This window comes from Streptomyces sp. NBC_00158 (genome assembly GCF_045160885.1).
GTDB lineage: Bacteria > Actinomycetota > Actinomycetes > Streptomycetales > Streptomycetaceae > Streptomyces.
Genome location: NZ_CP108161.1, coordinates 7215537 through 7233443, shown reverse-complemented (window position 1 = coordinate 7233443; position 17907 = coordinate 7215537). Strand labels below are relative to the sequence as shown.

Genomic DNA, 17907 nt, shown 5'->3' with positions numbered 1-17907 from the left:
ATCGAGTTCGCCGGGGGCGAGCTCCGCTTCCTACGGAAGAGGTCAGCGCAGGGATTCCCGCGGGGGCCGCTCGCGCAGGGCTCCGTAGCCGATGAAGTAGGCCGGGACGCGGTTCAGCCAGCGCGACTCCGTGATCAGTTCCGTCATGCGCTTGGCGCGGCGGGGGTCGCCGAAGGCGGTCTCGCCCGCCAGCAGGGGTTCGATGACCTGGGCGTGGGCGAGGCGCTGGAGGCCCTGGGTCATCACCGTGGTGGGCCAGCGGCGCAGTTGTACGCGGCGGACGTCGTGCAGCCCGACGGTCCCCGCGCGCAGTGGCCGTACCAGGTGGCGGGCCGCGGCCACGGCGTCCTGGACGGCCAGGTTGATGCCGATGCCGAAGACGGGCGACATGGCGTGGGCGGCGTCGCCGATGCACAGCAGGCCCGGGCGGTGCCAGCGGCGCAGCCGGTCGAGCCGTACGTCGAGCAGCTTGACCTCGTCCCAGGAGGTGACGGCGCCGGCCCTGTCGGCCAGCCACGGCGCGGCGTCGGTGAAGCGGGTCATGAAGCGTTCGAGGCCCTCGGCGCGGCGTTCGGTGTCCGTGCCCTTGGGGATGAGCGCCGCGCACTGCCAGTAGTCGCCGCGGTCGATGAGGGCGGTGAAGAACCGGTCGCCCAGGGCGCCGACGAGCCCGCTGGGGTCGTCCTCGTGGCGCGGCAGGCGGAACCACCAGGCGTCCATGGGGCAGGGGAAGCCCTCCAGGCCGAGTTCGGGCAGGGCCCGGGCCAGCGAGCCGCGGCCGTCGCAGGCGACGGTCAGGGTGGCCCGCAGTTCGCCGGTGCGGCCGTCGGCGGTGCGGTAGCGGACGCCCGTGACCCGTCCGCGTTCCATCAGGAAGGAGGTGGCCCCGGTGTCCATGCGCAGCCGGAAGGAGGGTTCCTTGCCGGCTTCGTCGGCGAGCAGGTCGAGCAGGTCCCACTGGGGCACCATCGCGATGTAGTTGTACTTGCCGGGCAGGGCGGCGATGTTCCCGACGGTGACCAGGGACCGGTCCGGCCCGAGGGGCAGTTGGACCGAGGACACCCGGCGCTGCGGCAGCAGGGCGAAGCGTTCGGCGAGGCCGATGTCGTCCAGGAGCGAGAGGGTCGAGGGGTGCACGGTGTCGCCGCGGAAGTCGCGCAGGAAGTCCCCGTGCTTCTCCAGCACCGTCACCTCGACCCCGGCCCGGGCGAGCAGCAGCCCGAGCACCATGCCGGCCGGCCCGCCCCCCACCACACAGCAGGTCGTGCGTTCCACATCAGCGGCCACGGCAGCACACCCCTTCGCCCTTCGCCCTTCGCGGGAAATCCGGCGGCCCCGGGAGACGTCCCGAGGTGACGACCCACACATAGGTGACTAGCATGGTCAGGAGACGGCCGCCATCGCGGGAACGGGCCTTTCGCCCGCGGTGATTCGAACGGCCCAGAGAAAGCGCGATCCAGCCCCCATGGGTCCGCGGCTCGAACAGCCGCGTTGACGGCGGATGCGCCCTCCACACGTTTATCGGGCAAAGACAGATCTCCGTGCTGTGGACGGAAGGAGGTCGAAGGCACTTCGCGCCGTATGCGCGGCGCAGTCACGAGAAGGGTTTTGAACCATGCGTGCACTGAGAGTGAAGCGGCTCTTCGCGGCGTCCGCGATCGGAGTCCTGATGGCCGGCGGCGCCGCCATCGGAGCGGCGGGTACGGCCACCGCGGCGGTGCCCACCCAGACGGTCGCCTACGTGAGCCACGGTGGCGGCGGTTGGGACGACGACGACCACGGCCACGGCTGGTACGACGACGATGACGACTGGGGCGGAGGGTACGGCGACGACTGCTGACGGGTGACCGTCCGCGGGGCTGCGCGGACCGCCGAGCCGACGGTCCGCGCTGTCCCGTGTCCGCGTGCCGCGGCGCCGTGGTCTAGCGGGACCGGGCGGCCTAGCGGGACCAGACCGTGCCGCGGGCCTCGTATTCGAGCATGGCCTCGACGGCGTTCGCGGTGTCCGGGCCGAGTTCACGGCGTACGAGCCACAGGGCGAGTTCCAGCCCCGAGGTGATGCCCCCGGCGGTGACGAGGTCCCCGTCGTCGACGACGCGGGCGTTCTTCAGTACGCCGCCCTGCTGTTCGAGGTCCGGCCGGGCCTTGTGGTGGGTGGTGCAGGGCCGTCCGCGGGTCAGTCCCGCGGCGGACAGCAGCATCACGCCCGTGCACAGTGCGCCGACCGTGAGTCCGGGGCGGGGCGCGGCCGCCAGCGCGCGCGGGAGGATGCCCCGCCGGATCTCGGACCAGACGCCGGGGTCCTCGCGGCGCGCGTAGCCGCCGCCCGGTACGACGATGAGGTCCGCCTCGTCCGGGGCCCAGCCGTGGTCGACGCGGATCCGGGTGCCGTACGAGGCCTGGACGGTTCCGGGGCGGGAGGCGGTGACGTAGCGGACCTCGACGGGCCGGCCGGTGAAGAAGCGGGCCGCGGAGAAGACCTCGTAGGGGGCGGCGAAGTCGAGCTCCTCCACCCCGTCGAACATGACGACGTGCACGCGCAGGGGGCCGTCGGTTCTGGCGGGCCGTCCGGCCGGGGCGGCCGCCGCCGCGGCTCCGGCCGCTGTTCCCGTGAGTCCCGTGACGGCGCCGGTGGCGCCGATCGCGGTCGTCGCCCTGAGGAGGTTCCTTCGGTTCATGGGGTGCTCCAGCCCGTGTGTGTGGTGTCCGGGAAGGCAGTCGGACGCCGCGGCCCCCGGGTTCCCGCACCGCCGGGGTCAGGTGCCGAGCCGGGTGGAGGCCCGGGATTCGAGCGCCCAGTCGTGCCGCCGGACGGTGTCGGGCGGGGTCCGCCCGGCGAGGACGTCGCACAGCAGGTCGGCGCAGGTCCTGCCGTACGCGGTGGGGCGGAGGTCGATGGCGGTGACGGGCGGGTCGCAGCTGCGGGCGGCGACGCCGTCCACGCAGGAGGCGAGCTGGAAGTCGCGGCCGACGGTCCGGCCGAGGTCGGCGAAGGGCACCGTGTGGACGGTGACGGGGATCCCGTGGGCCGTGCTCCAGGAGGCGGCGGCGGTCCGCAGCGCCCGGGCCCGGGCGGAGGTGGCCTCGGGAGCGAGGAGGGCGGGCGCACGGGCGCCGCGGCCGTGCACGTGGTCGAGGAGCGCGGTGAGGGAGGCGGCGTTGTCGCAGACCACCGCCGCGGCCGGGGTGGGGTCGCGCCCCGGGTAGCACCCGCCGCCCGGAGCTGTACGGCACGCTCACGGAGCGGCTCGACCCGCGGGCGCCGTAGCGGGTGCCCGGCGGTCCGCGGGGTGCAGGGCCGCGTACTCCAGGGGGGCGGACGGGTCGACGGACACGTCCAGCCCCGCCGGGTCGGCACCGGCCCGCACCAGCAGGTCGCCGACGGCGGCGATCATCGCCCCGTTGTCGGTGCACAGCGTGAGCGGCGGCACCCGCAGTTCGATCCCGGCCGCCGCGCAGCGCTCCTCGGCGAGGGCCCGTACCCGCGAGTTGGCCGCGACGCCGCCCACGACCACGAGGGTGTTTACGCCGTACTCCCGGCAGGCGGCCAGCGCCTTGCGGGTCAGGACGTCCGCGACGGCCTCCTGGAGCGAGGCGGCCCCGTCGGCGAGCGGGATCTCCTCGCCGCTCTGCCGGTGGCGTTCGGCCCAGCGCGCGGCGGCGGTCTTCAGGCCGGAGAAGGAGAAGGCGTACGGGTCGTCGCGCGGCCCGGTCAGCGGGCGCGGGAGGGCCACCGCCCCCGGGTCGCCGGCGCGGGCGGCGCGGTCGATCGCGGGCCCGCCGGGGTAGGGCAGCCCGAACACCCGGGCCACCTTGTCGAAGCACTCGCCGGCCGCGTCGTCGACGGTGTCCCCGAGGTGCAGGATCGGGTCGCGCACGAGGTCCCGTACGAGCAGCAGCGAGGTGTGGCCGCCCGACACGATCAGCACCACGCAGGGGTCGGGCAGCGGCCCGTGCTCCAGGGTGTCGGCGGCGACGTGCCCGGCAAGGTGGTGCACCCCGTACAGCGGCACCCCCGCCGCGTAGGCGAGGGTCTTGGCCCCGGCGAGCCCCACCTGGAGCGCGCCCGCCAGCCCGGGTCCGGTGGTGACGGCGACGGCATCGAGGTCGCGCACCCGCAGCCCCGCCCGGTCCAGGGCCTCGCGGACGACCGGGTTGAACGCCTGGAGGTGCGCCCGGGCGGCGATCTCCGGCACGACCCCGCCGAACCGGGCGTGCTCGTCCATGCTGGACGCGACGACGTGCGCGAGCAGCCGCCCGCCGGACACGATCCCGACCCCGGTCTCATCACACGAGGACTCGATGCCCAGCACCACCGGAGCGCCCACGCCAACCTCTTTCGCACAACAATCGCTCTTGCAATAGATGTGCAACAAGGTACCGGCGAGGTGAGGTGCGGGTCACGGCCGGGCCCCGCCCGAGCGGGCCGGGCCGTGGCCTAGGGTGGCGGGTGCAGCTGGTTCGCCCCCGTCCGCCAGGCGGGATGCGTCGTAAGAGGGAACCCGGTGGGAATCCGGGACTGCCCCGCAGCGGTGAGCGGGAACGACCGCCGTCATACGCACTGGGACCGGACGACGGTCCCGGGAAGCGACGGCCAGTAGGAGCCGGCCCCATGTGGCCCGCGTGCCCGCGAGTCCGAAGACCTGCCCGCTGCCCGTACGCGGACCCAACCGCGTACGGACATCCCGGTGACCTCGTGGGCGGGTCGGCGGCAGCGGGCGCCCCGCGCGACCCGCCGCTCCTCCGCGTCCGCGACCCGTCCGCCGGGACCGCCCCGACACGACTCGCGAAGGAGAGATCCGTGACCACGGACATCACCGCAGGTACCCGGGCCCACAAGGCGCCGGCCGATTCCCGTGTGACCCTCGCCCACATCATGAGCGACCACGACACCAACCTCTACGGGACCATTCACGGCGGCGTCGTCATGAAGCTGATCGACGACGCGGCCGCCGCGGCAGCGGGCCGCCATGCCGACGGTCCCGCCGTCACGGTCTCGGTCGACCGGATGACCTTCCGCTCCCCCGCCCGCGCCGGCGACCTCCTCACCGTCCACGCCACCCTGGACCGCGCCGGGCGGACCTCCATGACGGTCGCCGTACGGGTCACCGCGGAGCGCTGGAACGCGAACACCCCCGCCACCGAAGTCGCCGACGCCCGCCTGAGCTTCGTCGCCGTCGACGCCGAAGGGCGCCCGCGCCCGGTCCCGGGCCTGCTGGAGGACTGACGGCGCGCGGCTCCTCGGGCGTCGGCCCTGGTCGAAGTCGATGGTGACCCCGTCGGCGAGGGGGCGGGCCCGGCAGGCGAGGACGAAGCCCTCCGTGATCTCCTCCCCGGTCAGCTCGCAGTCGTCGAGCCGGACCCCGCCCCCGCTGCGGCGGGCCCGGCAGGTGCCGCAGAACCCCGCGCGGCAGGAGTGGGGAGGTCGAGCCCCGCGCGGAGCCCCGCGTCGAGCACGGTTTCGGCGGGCCGGAGGGGGACGGTGCTCTCGCTGCCCCGGACGATCACGGTGACCGACCGGGCGGTGCCGGCCGGGGCCTGCACCCGGCCGGTGCCGGCCGGGCCGGCCGCGTCCGCCGGCGGGGCTCCGGCGGCGGCCGCGAAGCGTTCGCCGTGGATGCGTTCCGGCGGCAGGCCGAGGTCGGTGAGGGCCCCGCGTATCCCGTCGACCAGGTCCGCCGGGCCGCACAGGTAGGCCGATTCCACGCCGTCGGTGATGCCGCGGGCCGTCGCGGGCCGGCGGAACGTGCTCCCGGTGAGCCGGCCGCGTCGCGGTTGCCGTAGACGAGCGTGCACCGGCTGCGCCGCTCGACCGCCAGCACGCTCTTGACGATCGAGAGGATCGGGGTGATGCCGCTGCCGGCGGCGACGCCCAGCACGTGCCGCTCGCGCAGCGGGTTCGGGTCGACGGCGAACCGCCCGTTCGGGACGCCGGCCGTGACCCGGTCACCGGCCCTGAGGCGGGTGTTGACCCAGTGGGACATCCGTCCGCCCGGCTGCGCCTTGACGGCCACGCGCAGTTCGCCGTCGGTGAGGCCGCTGCAGATCGAGTACGGGCGGCGGACCTCCGACCCGTCGAGGACGGTGTGGAGGGTGAGGTGCCGGCCGGGCCGGAAGCGGAAAGCCTCGACGAGTTCGTCGGGGACCCGGAAGAGCACGGAGACGGCGTCGGGCGTCTCCCTTCGGACCTCGACGATGGTGAGCGCGTACGGGCCGCCCCGCCCGGGCGGCACGGCGGGCTGCTCCGCGGCCGTCCGTGGTGCGGCGGGCGCCGGGCCCGTCCGGGCGGTCCGGCGGCCGGCCACGAGCCGGTAGACGAGGAGGAACACGAAGGCGGCCGCGAGCAGCCCGCCGCTCACCCGTACGAGGGGACCGCCGGCGTCACTGCCCGCGGTGAAGGTGTGGACCCCGGCCAGGCAGAACACCGCGCAGGCGGTGCGGTGCAGGTAGCGCCACAGCCGGTCCGGCAGCCGGGCCCTGAGCAGCGAGGTGACCTGCACGGCCACCAGGAGGTGGACCGCGACCACACCACAGCCCTGCGCCAGCGGGTTGGCCGCGCGGGCGAACGGCACGAGCAGCTCCGTCCGGCCGAAGGCGTAGCGGGGTTCGAGCACGAGCGCGGCGAGGTGGAGGGCGGTGAAGGACACCGCCAGACCGGCCAGCCATCGGTGCAGGACCAGCAGCCGGCCGGGCGCGGGCCGTCCGCCCATGACCCGGGTGGAGAGCAGCAGCCCCCACAGCACCGCCGCGGAGAGGAGCCACCAGGCGGTCAGTCCGCTGGCCCGGGCCACGTACCACCACAGCTGCGGATCCATCGTCCTCCCCTTCGTGAGGTGCGGGTGGGTGAACGCCCCGGCCGCTGCCGGCCCCCGTGCCGGGAGGCGTCCTCCACCCGCTGCCGTTCGGCTTCCTCGGCGCGCTCCGCCCCGGCGAAGGCCGCGATCAGGAGCAGAGTCACCGTCACGCTCGCCCCGCACACCGCTGTCCGCGACACCGCCGTTGCCGTCTGCGGCCGGACGGTGCGGCGCCTTCCGGGCTCGCTCGTGTCCGTCCTCCTTCGGCCTGCCGCGGACGTCGTCGCGCTCGTGGCCGGTGGGGTGCGGCCGGGTGGCGGGGCGGGCCTCGGCGGGCGGGGTCCCGTGTACGGCGCGCGGGCGGCGGGCGGGGCGGGAAGACGAACGGGAGCCGGAACGGGAGCGGGGGTGGCGGGGGCCCCGATCCTGGGGCCGGGCGGTCCCTCGGTCGCCGCGCGTGGCGGCGGTTGCGTGGTGAGAGCCGTCAGGGCGATGACGCCGAAACGCCGACGGCCACCACGGAACCGGCCAGTGCGAGGGCATGGCGGTGCTCCATCGGGCTTCCTTCCGTGTTCTGCGGACATGCCTGCGGCACCCCTGACGGGGGCCGGGCGCCATTCAGCGGGACCGGAACAGCCGGCGGCCGTCGGCAACGGGACGGGCACGACCGGCGGCCCGTTCCTCACACCGGTTCGGTGAACGCCGCCTCGTCCGCCGGCACCGTGGGACCGGGAGCGCTGGCTGCGGTGGGCGGTGGCACGGCGGAGACCTCCCTGGGGAACACGCGTCCCCTTCGGTGGAGCTGCTGCGACAGCGCAGGGTCTGACTCACCGACGACCGCGCCCCCGCAGGGGTGCCGTCCCGGTACACAGTGGCGCGACCGTGCCGGAGTTCCACCGGACTTCCGCACGCTGTCATGCGAACGGGGAGAACGTAACGGCCCGCACGGTTTCGGCCAAGGGCGCACGGGGGCGCCCTCCGCGGCACGAGGACGACCCGTGCGCGCCCCACGGCCGGCACCGCCCCGGCCGGGCAGCACGGCGGGGGCGCGGCGGACACCACCGGACGCGCTGTGTGATCAGCGACTCATCCGCTTGGTGGGGAAGCCCGCGGGGTTGTAGCGTCAGCGCGACATAAAGACATAGCGACGACGGCGAGACGGAAGTCCGGTGTGAATCCGGCATGGTCGCGCCACTGTGTGCTGCGGTGACTCCCCCTGGGGCCGCCACGGCGAGTCAGACCCGAGGACCGTCGTCCTGCACCACCACATGGGACGCGTTGTTCCCCGAGGAGGTTCCATCATGGCCGAGGCCGTCGCTTCCGCTGCCATACCCACCCCCGCGCTTTCCCCGTCGGCTCCGCTGCCCGTCAAGGCGGTCCTGCCCTGGGCGCTGTTCGTCGGCCTGCTGATGCTCGTGGCCCTGTACTTCGTCGGCGCGGAGCAGGGCGCCACCGCCGTGTTCTCCGGCGAGGGCGTCCACGAATGGGTGCACGACGGCCGTCACCTGCTCGGCTTCCCCTGCCACTGAGAGGCGCGCGCACCGTGTACGCCTCCACTGTCAGAGGTCTGCTGGTCCGCGGCATGCTCGCGGGCCTGATCGCCGGACTCTTCGCCTTCGCCGTCGCCTACGTGGTCGGTGAGCCCCCGGTGCGGGGGTCCATCGCCGTCGAGGAGGCCGCGGCGGCCAAGGAAGCCGCCCCCGCCGGCCACGCCCACGGTGGCGACGCCGCACCGGCCGCCGCCGGGGAGGAAGAAGAGGAACTCGTCAGCCGGCCCGTGCAGTCCACCGTCGGTCTCGCCACCGGCGTGCTGGTCTACGGGGTCGCGCTGGGCGGCATCGCCTCCCTCGCGTTCTCCTTCGCCCTGGGCCGCGTGGGCGGGTTCAGCCCCCGGGCCACCGCCGCCCTCACCGCCGCCGGCGCGTTCGCACTGGTCTACCTGGTGCCGTTCCTGAAGTACCCGGCGACCCCGCCGGCCGTCGGGAACCCGGACACCATCGGCCAGCGCACCACGCTGTTCTTCCTGATGATCCTGCTCAGCGTCCTGCTGGGCGTGGGCGCGATCGTCCTGGGACGGCGCCTGGCGCCGCGCCTGGGCAACTGGAACGCGACGCTGGCGGCGGGGGCGGGCTTCGTCGTCGCCACCGGGCTGGCTTTCCTGGTCCTCCCGGACAACACCGACGCCGTCAAGGCGGAGTTCCCGGCTGCCCTGCTGTGGGAGTTCCGGGTCGCGTCCATCGCGGTCCAGCTCGTGCTGTGGGCCGTGTTCGGGATCGTCTTCGGGGTCCTCGCCCAGCGGCTGTTGGCCCACCGCACCGATGCCGCCGGTGCGCAGGCGTCGGCCGCGCGTCCGGCGTCGGCCCTCGTCTGACCGCACGCCGCGCACCCCGCGCACGCCTTCAGGGCCCTGCCGCCCCGGACTTCCGGAGCGGCAGGGCCCTGTTCGTGCGGGTCAGTCGCGGTCGTCGCCGCCGAGGCCGGCGCGGACCTCGCGGGCGGCGGCCACCAGGTTCTCCAGGGACGCCCGGGTCTCGGGCCAGCCACGGGTCTTCAGCCCGCAGTCGGGGTTGACCCACAGCCGCTCGGCCGGGATGGCCTCCAGGCCGGTGCGCAGCAGGCCTGCCGCTTCCCCGGTGCCGGGGACGCGCGGGGAGTGGATGTCCCAGACGCCGGGGCCGGCCTCGCGCGGGTAGCCGTGGGCGGCGAGTTCGCGGGCGACCTGCATGTGGGAGCGGGCGGCTTCCAGGCTGATGACGTCGGCGTCGAGTTCGTCGATGGCCTGGACGACGTCACCGAACTCGGCGTAGCACATGTGGGTGTGGATCTGGGTGTCCGGCCGGACGCCGCCGGTGGTGAGCCGGAAGGACTCGGTGGCCCAGGCGAGGTAGGCGGCGTGGTCGGCTGCGCGCAGCGGGAGGGTTTCGCGCAGGGCGGGCTCGTCGACCTGGATCACGGACGTCCCGGCCGCCTCCAGGTCGCCGACCTCGTCGCGCAGGGCGAGGGCGACCTGGCGGGCGGTCTCGCCGAGGGGCTGGTCGTCGCGTACGAAGGACCAGGCGAGCATGGTGACCGGGCCGGTGAGCATGCCCTTGACGGGCTTCGAGGTCAGGGACTGGGCGTAGGAGGTCCAGCGGACGGTCATCGGCCCGGGGCGGGAGACGTCCCCGGCGAGCACCGGCGGGCGGACGTAGCGGGTGCCGTAGGACTGGACCCAGCCGTGCTGGGTCGCGAGGTAGCCGGTGAGCTGCTCGGCGAAGTACTGCACCATGTCGTTGCGTTCGGGTTCGCCGTGGACGAGGACGTCGATGCCGGTCTTCTCCTGGAAGGCGATGACCTCGCCGATCTCCGCCTCGATGCGGGCCTCGTAGCCGGCCGCGTCGATCCGGCCGGCCCTCAGGTCGGCGCGGGCGGCCCGCAGTTCGCCGGTCTGCGGGAAGGAGCCGATCGTGGTCGTGGGCAGCAGCGGCAGGTCCAGTCGCGTCCGCTGGGCGGCGGTGCGCACCGCGTACGGCTGCGAGCGCCGTCCGTCCGCGTCGGTGACGGCCGCGGTGCGGGCCCGGACGGCCGGGTCCCGGGTGAGGGCGGATCCGGCGCGGGAGGCCAGGCCGGCCCGGTTCGCGGCGAGTTCGGCCGCGATGACGTCCGTGCCCCGGGCGAGTCCGCGGGCCAGGACGGAGACCTCCCGGGTCTTCTGCCGGGCGAACGCGAGCCAGCGGCGGACCTGCGGGTCGACGTCACGCTCGGCGTCGGCGTCCAGCGGTACGTGCAGCAGGGAGCAGGAGGCGGAGACGTCCACCCGCCCGGCGAGGCCGAGGAGGGTTCCCAGGGTGGTGAGGGACTTCTCGAAGTCGTTGATCCAGACGTTGCGGCCGTCGACGACACCCGCGACGAGCCGCTTGCCGGGCAGTCCGCCGATCGCCGCGAGGTCCGCCAGGTTGGCGGCGCCCGGTCCGGTGAAGTCGAGGGCGAGGCCGTCCACCGGGGCCTTGGCGAGGACCGGGAGCGCCTCGCCGAGCCGGCCGAAGTAGGAGGCGACCAGCAGCCGGGGGCGTTCGGCGGCGCCGCCGAGGTGGCGGTAGGCGCGGGCGGCGGCGTTCAGTTCCGCGGGGGTGCGGTCCTGCACGAGGGCCGGCTCGTCGAGCTGTACCCACTCGGCTCCGGCGGAGCGCAGCCGGGCGAGGACCTCGGCGTAGACGGGGAGCAGCCGGTCGAGCAGGGCCAGCGGGTCGAAGCCGGCGGGGACTCCCGGGGCGGGCTTGGCCAGCAGCAGGTAGGTGACCGGGCCGACGAGGACCGGGCGGGCGGTGTGCCCGAGGGCCAGTGCCTCCTCCAGCTCGGCGACCTGCCGGGCGGGGTCCGCGGTGAAGACGGTGTCGGGGCCGAGCTCGGGGACCAGGTAGTGGTAGTTGGTGTCGAACCACTTGGTCATCTCCAGCGGGGCGGCGGTGTCGCTGCCGCGGGCCATCGCGAAGTAGCCGTCGAGGGGGTCCTCGTCGACCGCCGCGCGGTGGCGTGCGGGGACGGCGCCGACCATGACGCTGGTGTCGAGGACGTGGTCGTAGTACGAGAAGTCGCCGGTCGGGACCTCGTGGACGCCGGCCTCGGCCAGCTGCCGCCAGTTCGACCGGCGCAGGCCGGCCGCGGTCTCCCGGAGGGCGGCGGCACAGACGCGGCCCTTCCAGTAGCCCTCGACGGCCTTCTTCAGTTCACGGTCCTGGCCCTGGCGGGGGTAGCCGTACACGGTGGCGCTCGCCGCCGCGGCTGTGGGCTTCGCTGTCACTGGTCTCTCCTTCGCGAGACGTGTCCGGGAACGTCCCGGTGAGGGGACGCGGGGACGCGAAGGAGCGGCGGGTCGCGCGGGGCGCCCGCTGCCGCCGACCCGCCCACGAGGTCACCGGGATGTCCGTACGCGGTTGGGTCCGCGTACGGGCAGCGGGCAGGTCTTCGGACTCGCGGGCACGTCTGCCGGGTTCTCCCGGCGGGCTCCTACTGGCCGTCGCTTCCCGGGACCGTCGTCCGGTCCCAGTGCGTATGACGGCGGTCGTTCCCGCTCACCGCTGCGGGGCAGTCCCGGATTCCCACCGGGTTCCCTCTTACGACGCATCCCGCCTGGCGGACGGGGGCGAACCAGCTGCACCCGCCACCCTAGGCGGAGCGTCCCGTCAGCGGCGAGCGGATTCCGTCATTCGGACGGGCGGACGAGACGGACCGGGTCCTGCGCCGGCTCCCGCGCGCCCTCCGGCGCCCCGGAGTGCGGGCGTTGTGCCGGGCGGGGCCCCCGCGGCCGGGTGCGGCGTCCGGCGATCCAGGCCGCGGCGGGTTCGGTGTAGCGGGCGGTGAGCGGGCCGATGACCACGAGGATCAGCACGTAGGCGGTGGCGAGCGGTCCCAGGGCGGGTTCGACGCCCGCGGTGACGGCGAGGCCGGCGATGACGATGGAGAACTCGCCGCGCGCCACGAGCGTGCCGCCGGCCCGCCAGCGTCCCTTGACCCCGACGCCGGCGCGCCGGGCCGCCCAGTACCCGGTCGCGATCTTCGTGCCTGCCGTGACCACGGCGAGGGCCAGCGCGGGCAGCAGGACGGGCGGGATGCTCGCGGGGTCGGTGTGCAGGCCGAAGAAGACGAAGAACACGGCGGCGAACAGGTCGCGCAGCGGGCTCAGCAGGCTGTGCGTGCCCTCCGCGACCTCCCCGGAGAGGGCGATGCCGACGAGGAACGCGCCGACGGCCGCGGAGACCTGGAGCTGCTGGGCGATGCCCGCCACGAGCAGGGTCAGGCCGAGGACCACGAGGAGGAGCTTCTCCGGGTCGTCGCTGGAGACGAAGCGGGAGATGTGGCGTCCGTAGCGGACGGCCACGAACAGGACCGCCCCGGCGACGCCGAGGGCGATGGCCAGCGTGGCGCTGCCCGCGGCCAGGCTGACGCCGGCGAGGAGGGCGGTGATGATCGGCAGGTAGACGGCCATCGCGAGGTCTTCGAGGACCAGGATGCTGAGGATGACCGGGGTCTCGCGGTTGCCGACGCGGCCCAGGTCTCCCATGACCTTGGCGATCACCCCGGAGGAGGAGATCCAGGTGACCCCGGCCAGGACCACGGCGGCGACCGGGCCCCAGCCCATGAGCAGGGCGGCGACGGCTCCGGGTACGGCGTTCAGGGCGAAGTCGACCAGTCCGGCCGGGTACTGGGTCTTGAGGTTGGAGACCAGGTCGGAGGCGGTGTACTCCAGGCCCAGCATCAGCAGGAGCAGTATCACTCCGATCTCGGCGCCGATCGCGACGAACTCCTCGCTCGCGCCCATGGGCAGGAGTCCGCCGGTGCCGAAGGCGAGACCGGCCAGCAGGTAGAGGGGTATCGGGGAGAAGCTGAAGCGGCCGGCGAGTCTGCCCAGCAGGCCGAGGCCCAGGATGATCGCACCGAACTCGATCAGGAAGACGGCGGAGTGCACGGGTCGCTCACTCCCGTCCGAGTATGGCCGCGGCGGCGTCCACGCCCTCGCGGGTGCCGATGACGATGAGCGTGTCCCCGCCGGCGAGGCGGAAGTCGGGCGCGGGCGCGGGGCGGGCCTCGGCGCGGCGCAGCACGGCCACGATGGACACGCCGGTCTCGGTGCGCATCCGGGTCTCCCCCAGGAGGCGGCCGTTCCAGTGGGAGTGGGCCGACAGCTCGATCCGTTCGGCGACCAGACCGAGGTCGGTGGTGTGCAGGAGGTTCGGGCTGTGGTGGGCGGGCATGAGCGCGTCGATCAGCGAGGCGGTCTCCGGGCCCGTCAGGCGCAGCGAGTGCGCGCACGCGTCGGGGTCGTCGGCCCGGTACAGGTTCACCGTCCGTGTTCCGTCCCGGTGCGCGATCACCGACAGGTGCCGGCGTTCGCGGGTGGTGAGGTCGTACTGGACCCCGATGCCGGGCAGCGGCGTTGTGCTCATCCGTGGAGCAGGCACGGCTGTCCCCCCTCGTGTTCGTTCCGTACGTGGTGCCGACTCGCTGCGGGCTCGGTCCCCGGCGGGGGAGGGCCGGTCGGCGCGCACATCCTGCCACTTTCCGGGCGCCCGCAATATGGGTGCCGGCACGGATGGACAGCGGCCTGCCGCCCCCTGAGGATGGGGCCGGGGAAGTAGGCTTCGCCGCAGGTCAGCGGGGTGGTCGGGAGGCGGCCGCAGGGCTGTGACTGATGCTGGGGGACCGGCTGGAAAGGGTATGTGGCCGTGTCGTTGTACTGGCGGATCTTCCTCCTGAACGCGGGCGTCCTGGCCGTCGCGGTGGCCCTGCTGCTCGGCCCGGTGACGGTCTCCACGCCGGTGCTGTTCGGCGAGGCGCTGGTCCTGCTCGGCGGGTTGGCGGCGATGCTGGTCGTCAACGCGGTCCTGCTCAGGGTCGGCCTGGCCCCGCTCGCCCGGCTGAACCGGGCCATGGCCACGGCCGACCTCCTCCAGCCCGGAGCCCGGCCGGCGGTGGCCGGGGACGGGGAGATCGCCGCGCTCACCCGGACCTTCAACGCGATGCTGGACCGGCTGGAGGCCGAGCGGGCCACGAGCAGCGGGCGGGTCCTCACCGCGCTGGAGGCCGAGCGCAAGCGCATCGCCCGGGAGCTCCACGACGAGATCGGCCAGACCCTGACCGCGGTCCTCCTGCAGATCAAGCACGCGGCCGACCGCGCTCCCGAACCGGTGCGCTCCGACCTGCACCAGGCGCAGGAGACCACCCGGGCCAGTCTCGACGAGATCCGGCGCATCGCCCGCCGGCTGCGCCCGGGCGTGCTGGAGGAGCTCGGCCTGCACAGCGCGCTGCGTTCCCTGGCCTCCGAGTTCACCACCGCGCGCCTGGGCGTCACCGCCCACATCACGCCGGGCCTGCCCGGCCTCGACCCGGCCGCCGAACTCGTCCTCTACCGCGTGGCCCAGGAAGGCCTGACGAACGCCGCCCGCCACTCCGGTGCCGGCCGCGCCGAGGTGCACCTGCGCCCGCTCCCCCGCGGCGGGGTCTGCCTGCTGGTGGACGACGACGGCCACGGGCCCGGCGGGGCGCCCGAGGGGGCCGGCATCCGGGGGATGCGCGAACGCGCGCTGCTCATCGGAGCCGAACTCCGGGTCGGGGACGGCCCGCACGGCGGCACCCGGGTCCGCCTCGACATCACCGGCGGCGCGGGGGCGCCGCGATGACCCGGGCGCCCCGGCCCCTCCCCCGGCCGGCCCGGATCCTGCTCGCCGACGACCACACCCTCGTGCGGCGCGGCGTACGCCTCATCCTGGATTCCGAACCGGACCTGACCGTGGTCGCGGAGGCGGCCGACGGGGCCGAGGCCGTCGCCCTGGCCCGCGGCCTCGACGTCGACCTCGCCGTCCTCGACATCGCCATGCCCCGCCGGACCGGTCTGCAGGCGGCCCGTGAACTCGCGCGCGTCCGGCCGGACCTGCGGATCCTGATGCTCACGATGTACGACAACGAGCAGTACTTCTTCGAAGCCCTGCGGGCGGGGGCCTCCGGCTACGTCCTCAAATCGGTCGCCGACCGCGACCTCGTGGAAGCCTGCCGCTCGGCGCTGCGGGACGAACCGTTCATCTACCCCGGCGCGGAGACCACCCTCATCCGCACGTACCTCGACCGCGCCCGCTCCGGGGGACCGCTGCCGGACCGGCCCATCACGGAACGCGAGGAGGAGATCCTCAAACTCGTCGCCGAGGGCCACAGTTCCAAGGAGATCGGCGACCTGCTCGTCATCAGTCCCAAGACCGTCGAGCGCCACCGCGCCAACCTGCTGCAGAAGCTGGGGCTGCGCGACCGCCTCGAACTCACCCGCTACGCCATCCGGTCCGGCCTGATCGAGCCCTGAGAGCACGCGCGGGGAGGCGGAGCGGGCCGTTCCGGGTCGGGCCGCCCCCGGCCCGGGGTCACGCGGGGCGCATGTGCCCGCCCCCGCGCACCGGGTGTGCGCCGGGCCGGGGAGCCGTTCGACACCCGCCCGGCCGCCGCACGCCGGCGGAGGGAGCGCGGCGGACCCGTCTCCGCGCCCGCCGAGGGGCGGAACGCGGGGCTCCGGCCAAACCGGAAGCAGGGGGCGCACGGTTGCGCGGCACGGCCCGGATGGCCGGTTCGGCGGCCTTGACCTGGGGCGAAAGGGCGTGCTGCACGGGGGCGAAGTCCCGGGCGCCCACCGATCCGTGGAACCCTTCCGAAGGCTTGAACACGAATTTCACACATCTGCTCTTCATACCGGCTCGCCATGGTCTAGATTGACCGTGCTTCAGCTGTTCGTACACGAGCAACCAGTAAACGATCTACAGACGATCTAAAGGCCAGGCGCTACGGAAAGCGAGCAATCACGTCCCCCCGGTACGAGGCGTGGGGGATGATCAATTGGCGGGGCCCGGGGACGGGCCCTTGGGTGCGGGGGAGCACCCGGGGGTTTAGGCGGGTTCTCGCGCACGTCCGAAAACCGGCGGGGCATGCTGTTGGCTGCCGCCGGGGTGGTTGTCCGAGCGGTTCCAGACGGCCGGGGGGGGATCCCGGGGAGGAACGGCGCGGTCGGGAGGCGGGGGTCTCCCGGCGGAGCACAGTGATTGGCGAACACGTCGTACCACTGGGGACCTTGGGGGGTTCTGTGCGGCAAGGGGGATTAGTCAGCCCGTTCCCGTCGGCGCGCGGGCGTCTGGCGAACGGGGCGATCAGTCGGCCCGCAAGTGACTGGGAGCAGCGGTACCGACGTACCGTGATCACCAGCGATACGGTGGCCACCGCTCTCGTGGTGGCGTCCATCGGCAACTTCTTCGGGGCTCGGGACGCGGCCAACTGGCACGAGAAATGGGGAATTCTCGCATTCGGCACCGAACTTCTGGTATTGGCCGCACTGGCCGTCAACCGGTCGTGGGTTCCGGCGGTTCTCGGCCAGGGTGCCGAGGAATTCCGCCGGCTCGGCCGCTCGTTGTTCACGGCGACCGTCCTACTGGCGCTGGGCGGGATCGCACTCGCCTCGCGAAACATCAAACTCTGGATCTTCGTAGCAATACCCGCGATCGCGCTCGTCACCATGACGACGCGTTATCTGCTCCGCCTCTGGCTGCACAAACAGCGCAAGGAGGGGCAGTGCCTGCGGCCGGTGCTGGCCGCCGGGAGCCCCGCCACCCTGCGGGACCTGATCACCCGCACCCGCAAGTTCCCGCACCTCGGCTGGCGGGTGGAAGCGGTCTGCACGACGGACGGCACCGGGCTCGGCGGGGACGGTGACCAGCTCGACGGCGTACCGGTCGTCGGCCGGCTGGCCGACGTCGCCAACCACGTCCGCCGGGACGGCTACCGGGTCGTCGCGGTCACCCCGGACCCGCACTGGTCGCCGGACCGGCTCCAGCGGCTGGCCTGGAACCTGGAGGGCAGCGACGCCGAGATGGTCGTGGCCCCCGTACTGATGGAGGTGGCCGGACCGCGGCTGCACGTGGACGCGGTGCTGGGCATCCCGCTGCTGCGGGTCAGCATGCCGATCTTCACCGGCGGCCGCCGGGCGGTCAAAGAGGTCGTCGACCGGGTGGGCGCGGCGGTCCTGCTGATGCTGTTCGCTCCGCTGATGGTGCTCGTCGGGCTGCTCGTGCTCGCGGACAGCCGGGGCGGGGCGGTGTACCGGCAGCGCAGGGTCGGCAAGGACGGGCGCGAGTTCACCATCCTCAAGTTCCGCACCATGGTCGCCGACGCCGACCGGGTGCGTGCCGAGCTGGCCGACCGCAACGAGGGCGCCGGCCTGCTCTTCAAGCTCCGTCGGGACCCGCGGGTCACCCGGGTGGGAGCGGTGCTGCGGCGGTATTCGATCGATGAACTCCCGCAGCTGTTCAACGTGTTGACGGGATCGATGTCGCTCGTCGGACCGCGGCCCCCGCTGCCGGAGGAGTCCGCAGCGTACGGTCCGGACATCCGGCGGCGGCTGCTGGTCAAGCCCGGACTCACCGGCCTGTGGCAGATCAGCGGACGCAGTGACCTGTCGTGGGAGGAGGCGGTCCGGCTGGACCTGCGGTACGTGGAGGACTGGTCGCTCGCCCTGGACACAGTGATCTTGTGGAAGACGCTGCGTGCGGTGGTCTACGGGCAGGGGGCCTATTGATGCGCGGGAACCGTCGTCGGGCAGACGCGCGGA

General features: G+C 73.9%; 15 protein-coding genes, 1 pseudogene and 3 riboswitches. Of the genes and pseudogenes, 7 read left to right on the top strand and 9 right to left on the bottom strand.

Annotated elements, in window-relative coordinates:
• Positions 1–42: 42 nt before the first annotated feature.
• Complete coding sequence (locus OG553_RS33110) at positions 43–1275, bottom strand: FAD-dependent oxidoreductase (RefSeq protein WP_405983204.1); 1233 nt, start codon at positions 1273–1275, stop codon at positions 43–45.
• Positions 1276–1615: 340 nt separating this feature from the next.
• On the opposite strand from OG553_RS33110, the gene OG553_RS33105 reads away from it, so the two are divergent.
• Entirely contained in the window at positions 1616–1840 is a 225-nt protein-coding gene (locus OG553_RS33105; protein ID WP_405982530.1) for a hypothetical protein, read from the top strand.
• Between the two features lie 100 nt (positions 1841–1940).
• Here the strand turns inward: OG553_RS33105 and OG553_RS33100 are convergent, their stop codons facing one another.
• The 3 genes from OG553_RS33100 to tsaD all read right to left on the bottom strand — a co-directional run bounded on the left by OG553_RS33100 (position 1941) and on the right by tsaD (position 4316).
• Positions 1941–2678, bottom strand: a complete 738-nt coding sequence (locus tag OG553_RS33100) for a DJ-1/PfpI family protein (RefSeq protein WP_405982529.1) — start codon at positions 2676–2678, stop codon at positions 1941–1943.
• A 78-nt stretch (positions 2679–2756) separates the two neighbouring features.
• Positions 2757–3173, bottom strand: coding sequence for a substrate-binding domain-containing protein (locus OG553_RS33095; RefSeq protein WP_405982528.1), 417 nt, complete (start codon positions 3171–3173; stop codon positions 2757–2759).
• A gap of 63 nt (positions 3174–3236) precedes the next feature.
• On the bottom strand, positions 3237–4316 hold the full coding sequence (gene tsaD, locus OG553_RS33090; RefSeq protein ID WP_405983203.1) for a tRNA (adenosine(37)-N6)-threonylcarbamoyltransferase complex transferase subunit TsaD: 1080 nt from the start codon (positions 4314–4316) through the stop codon (positions 3237–3239).
• 175 nt (positions 4317–4491) lie between these two features.
• A riboswitch (cobalamin riboswitch) is annotated at positions 4492–4645 on the top strand.
• Positions 4646–4801: 156 nt separating this feature from the next.
• Between tsaD and OG553_RS33085 the strand changes: the two genes are divergently transcribed.
• Positions 4802–5227, top strand: coding sequence for an acyl-CoA thioesterase (locus tag OG553_RS33085; RefSeq protein ID WP_405982527.1), 426 nt, complete (start codon positions 4802–4804; stop codon positions 5225–5227).
• A 72-nt stretch (positions 5228–5299) separates the two neighbouring features.
• On the opposite strand, the pseudogene OG553_RS33080 reads toward OG553_RS33085, so the two are convergent.
• A pseudogene (locus OG553_RS33080) lies at positions 5300–5419 on the bottom strand (2Fe-2S iron-sulfur cluster-binding protein); the annotation flags it as partial.
• Between the two features lie 85 nt (positions 5420–5504).
• Positions 5505–6815 (bottom strand): FAD-binding oxidoreductase, encoded by a 1311-nt coding sequence (locus OG553_RS33075; RefSeq protein ID WP_405982526.1) that lies wholly within the window; start codon positions 6813–6815, stop codon positions 5505–5507.
• A gap of 799 nt (positions 6816–7614) precedes the next feature.
• Positions 7615–7700, bottom strand: a riboswitch (cobalamin riboswitch).
• A gap of 395 nt (positions 7701–8095) precedes the next feature.
• On the opposite strand from OG553_RS33075, the gene OG553_RS33070 reads away from it, so the two are divergent.
• Together OG553_RS33070 and OG553_RS33065 are read left to right on the top strand one after the other, a co-directional pair.
• Positions 8096–8323, top strand: a complete 228-nt coding sequence (locus tag OG553_RS33070; protein WP_401197331.1) for a CbtB-domain containing protein — start codon at positions 8096–8098, stop codon at positions 8321–8323.
• A gap of 14 nt (positions 8324–8337) precedes the next feature.
• A complete protein-coding gene (locus OG553_RS33065) occupies positions 8338–9165 on the top strand; it encodes a CbtA family protein (protein WP_405982525.1) in 828 nt (275 codons plus the stop codon).
• 81 nt (positions 9166–9246) lie between these two features.
• On the opposite strand, the gene metE is transcribed toward OG553_RS33065, so the two are convergent.
• From metE to OG553_RS33050, 3 genes are all read right to left on the bottom strand, one after another.
• Positions 9247–11574, bottom strand: coding sequence for a 5-methyltetrahydropteroyltriglutamate--homocysteine S-methyltransferase (metE, locus tag OG553_RS33060; protein ID WP_405982524.1), 2328 nt, complete (start codon positions 11572–11574; stop codon positions 9247–9249).
• A 137-nt stretch (positions 11575–11711) separates the two neighbouring features.
• Positions 11712–11941, bottom strand: a riboswitch (cobalamin riboswitch).
• A gap of 35 nt (positions 11942–11976) precedes the next feature.
• Positions 11977–13239: a cation:proton antiporter gene (locus OG553_RS33055; RefSeq protein WP_405982523.1), complete on the bottom strand. Its 1263-nt coding sequence runs from the start codon at positions 13237–13239 to the stop codon at positions 11977–11979.
• Positions 13240–13246: 7 nt separating this feature from the next.
• The gene (locus OG553_RS33050; RefSeq protein ID WP_405982522.1) at positions 13247–13717 is read right to left on the bottom strand and encodes a cation:proton antiporter regulatory subunit; all 471 of its coding nucleotides are present in this window, start codon (positions 13715–13717) and stop codon (positions 13247–13249) included.
• A gap of 279 nt (positions 13718–13996) precedes the next feature.
• On the opposite strand from OG553_RS33050, the gene OG553_RS33045 reads away from it, so the two are divergent.
• The 3 genes from OG553_RS33045 to OG553_RS33035 all read left to right on the top strand — a co-directional run bounded on the left by OG553_RS33045 (position 13997) and on the right by OG553_RS33035 (position 17874).
• The gene (locus OG553_RS33045) at positions 13997–14950 is read left to right on the top strand and encodes a sensor histidine kinase (protein WP_405982521.1); all 954 of its coding nucleotides are present in this window, start codon (positions 13997–13999) and stop codon (positions 14948–14950) included.
• A complete protein-coding gene (locus tag OG553_RS33040; protein ID WP_405982520.1) occupies positions 14947–15621 on the top strand; it encodes a response regulator in 675 nt (224 codons plus the stop codon). The genes OG553_RS33045 and OG553_RS33040 overlap by 4 nt, the downstream gene beginning before the upstream one ends.
• Positions 15622–16389: 768 nt before the next feature.
• Positions 16390–17874, top strand: a complete 1485-nt coding sequence (locus tag OG553_RS33035; protein WP_405982519.1) for a sugar transferase — start codon at positions 16390–16392, stop codon at positions 17872–17874.
• The last annotated feature ends 33 nt before the right edge of the window (positions 17875–17907 follow it).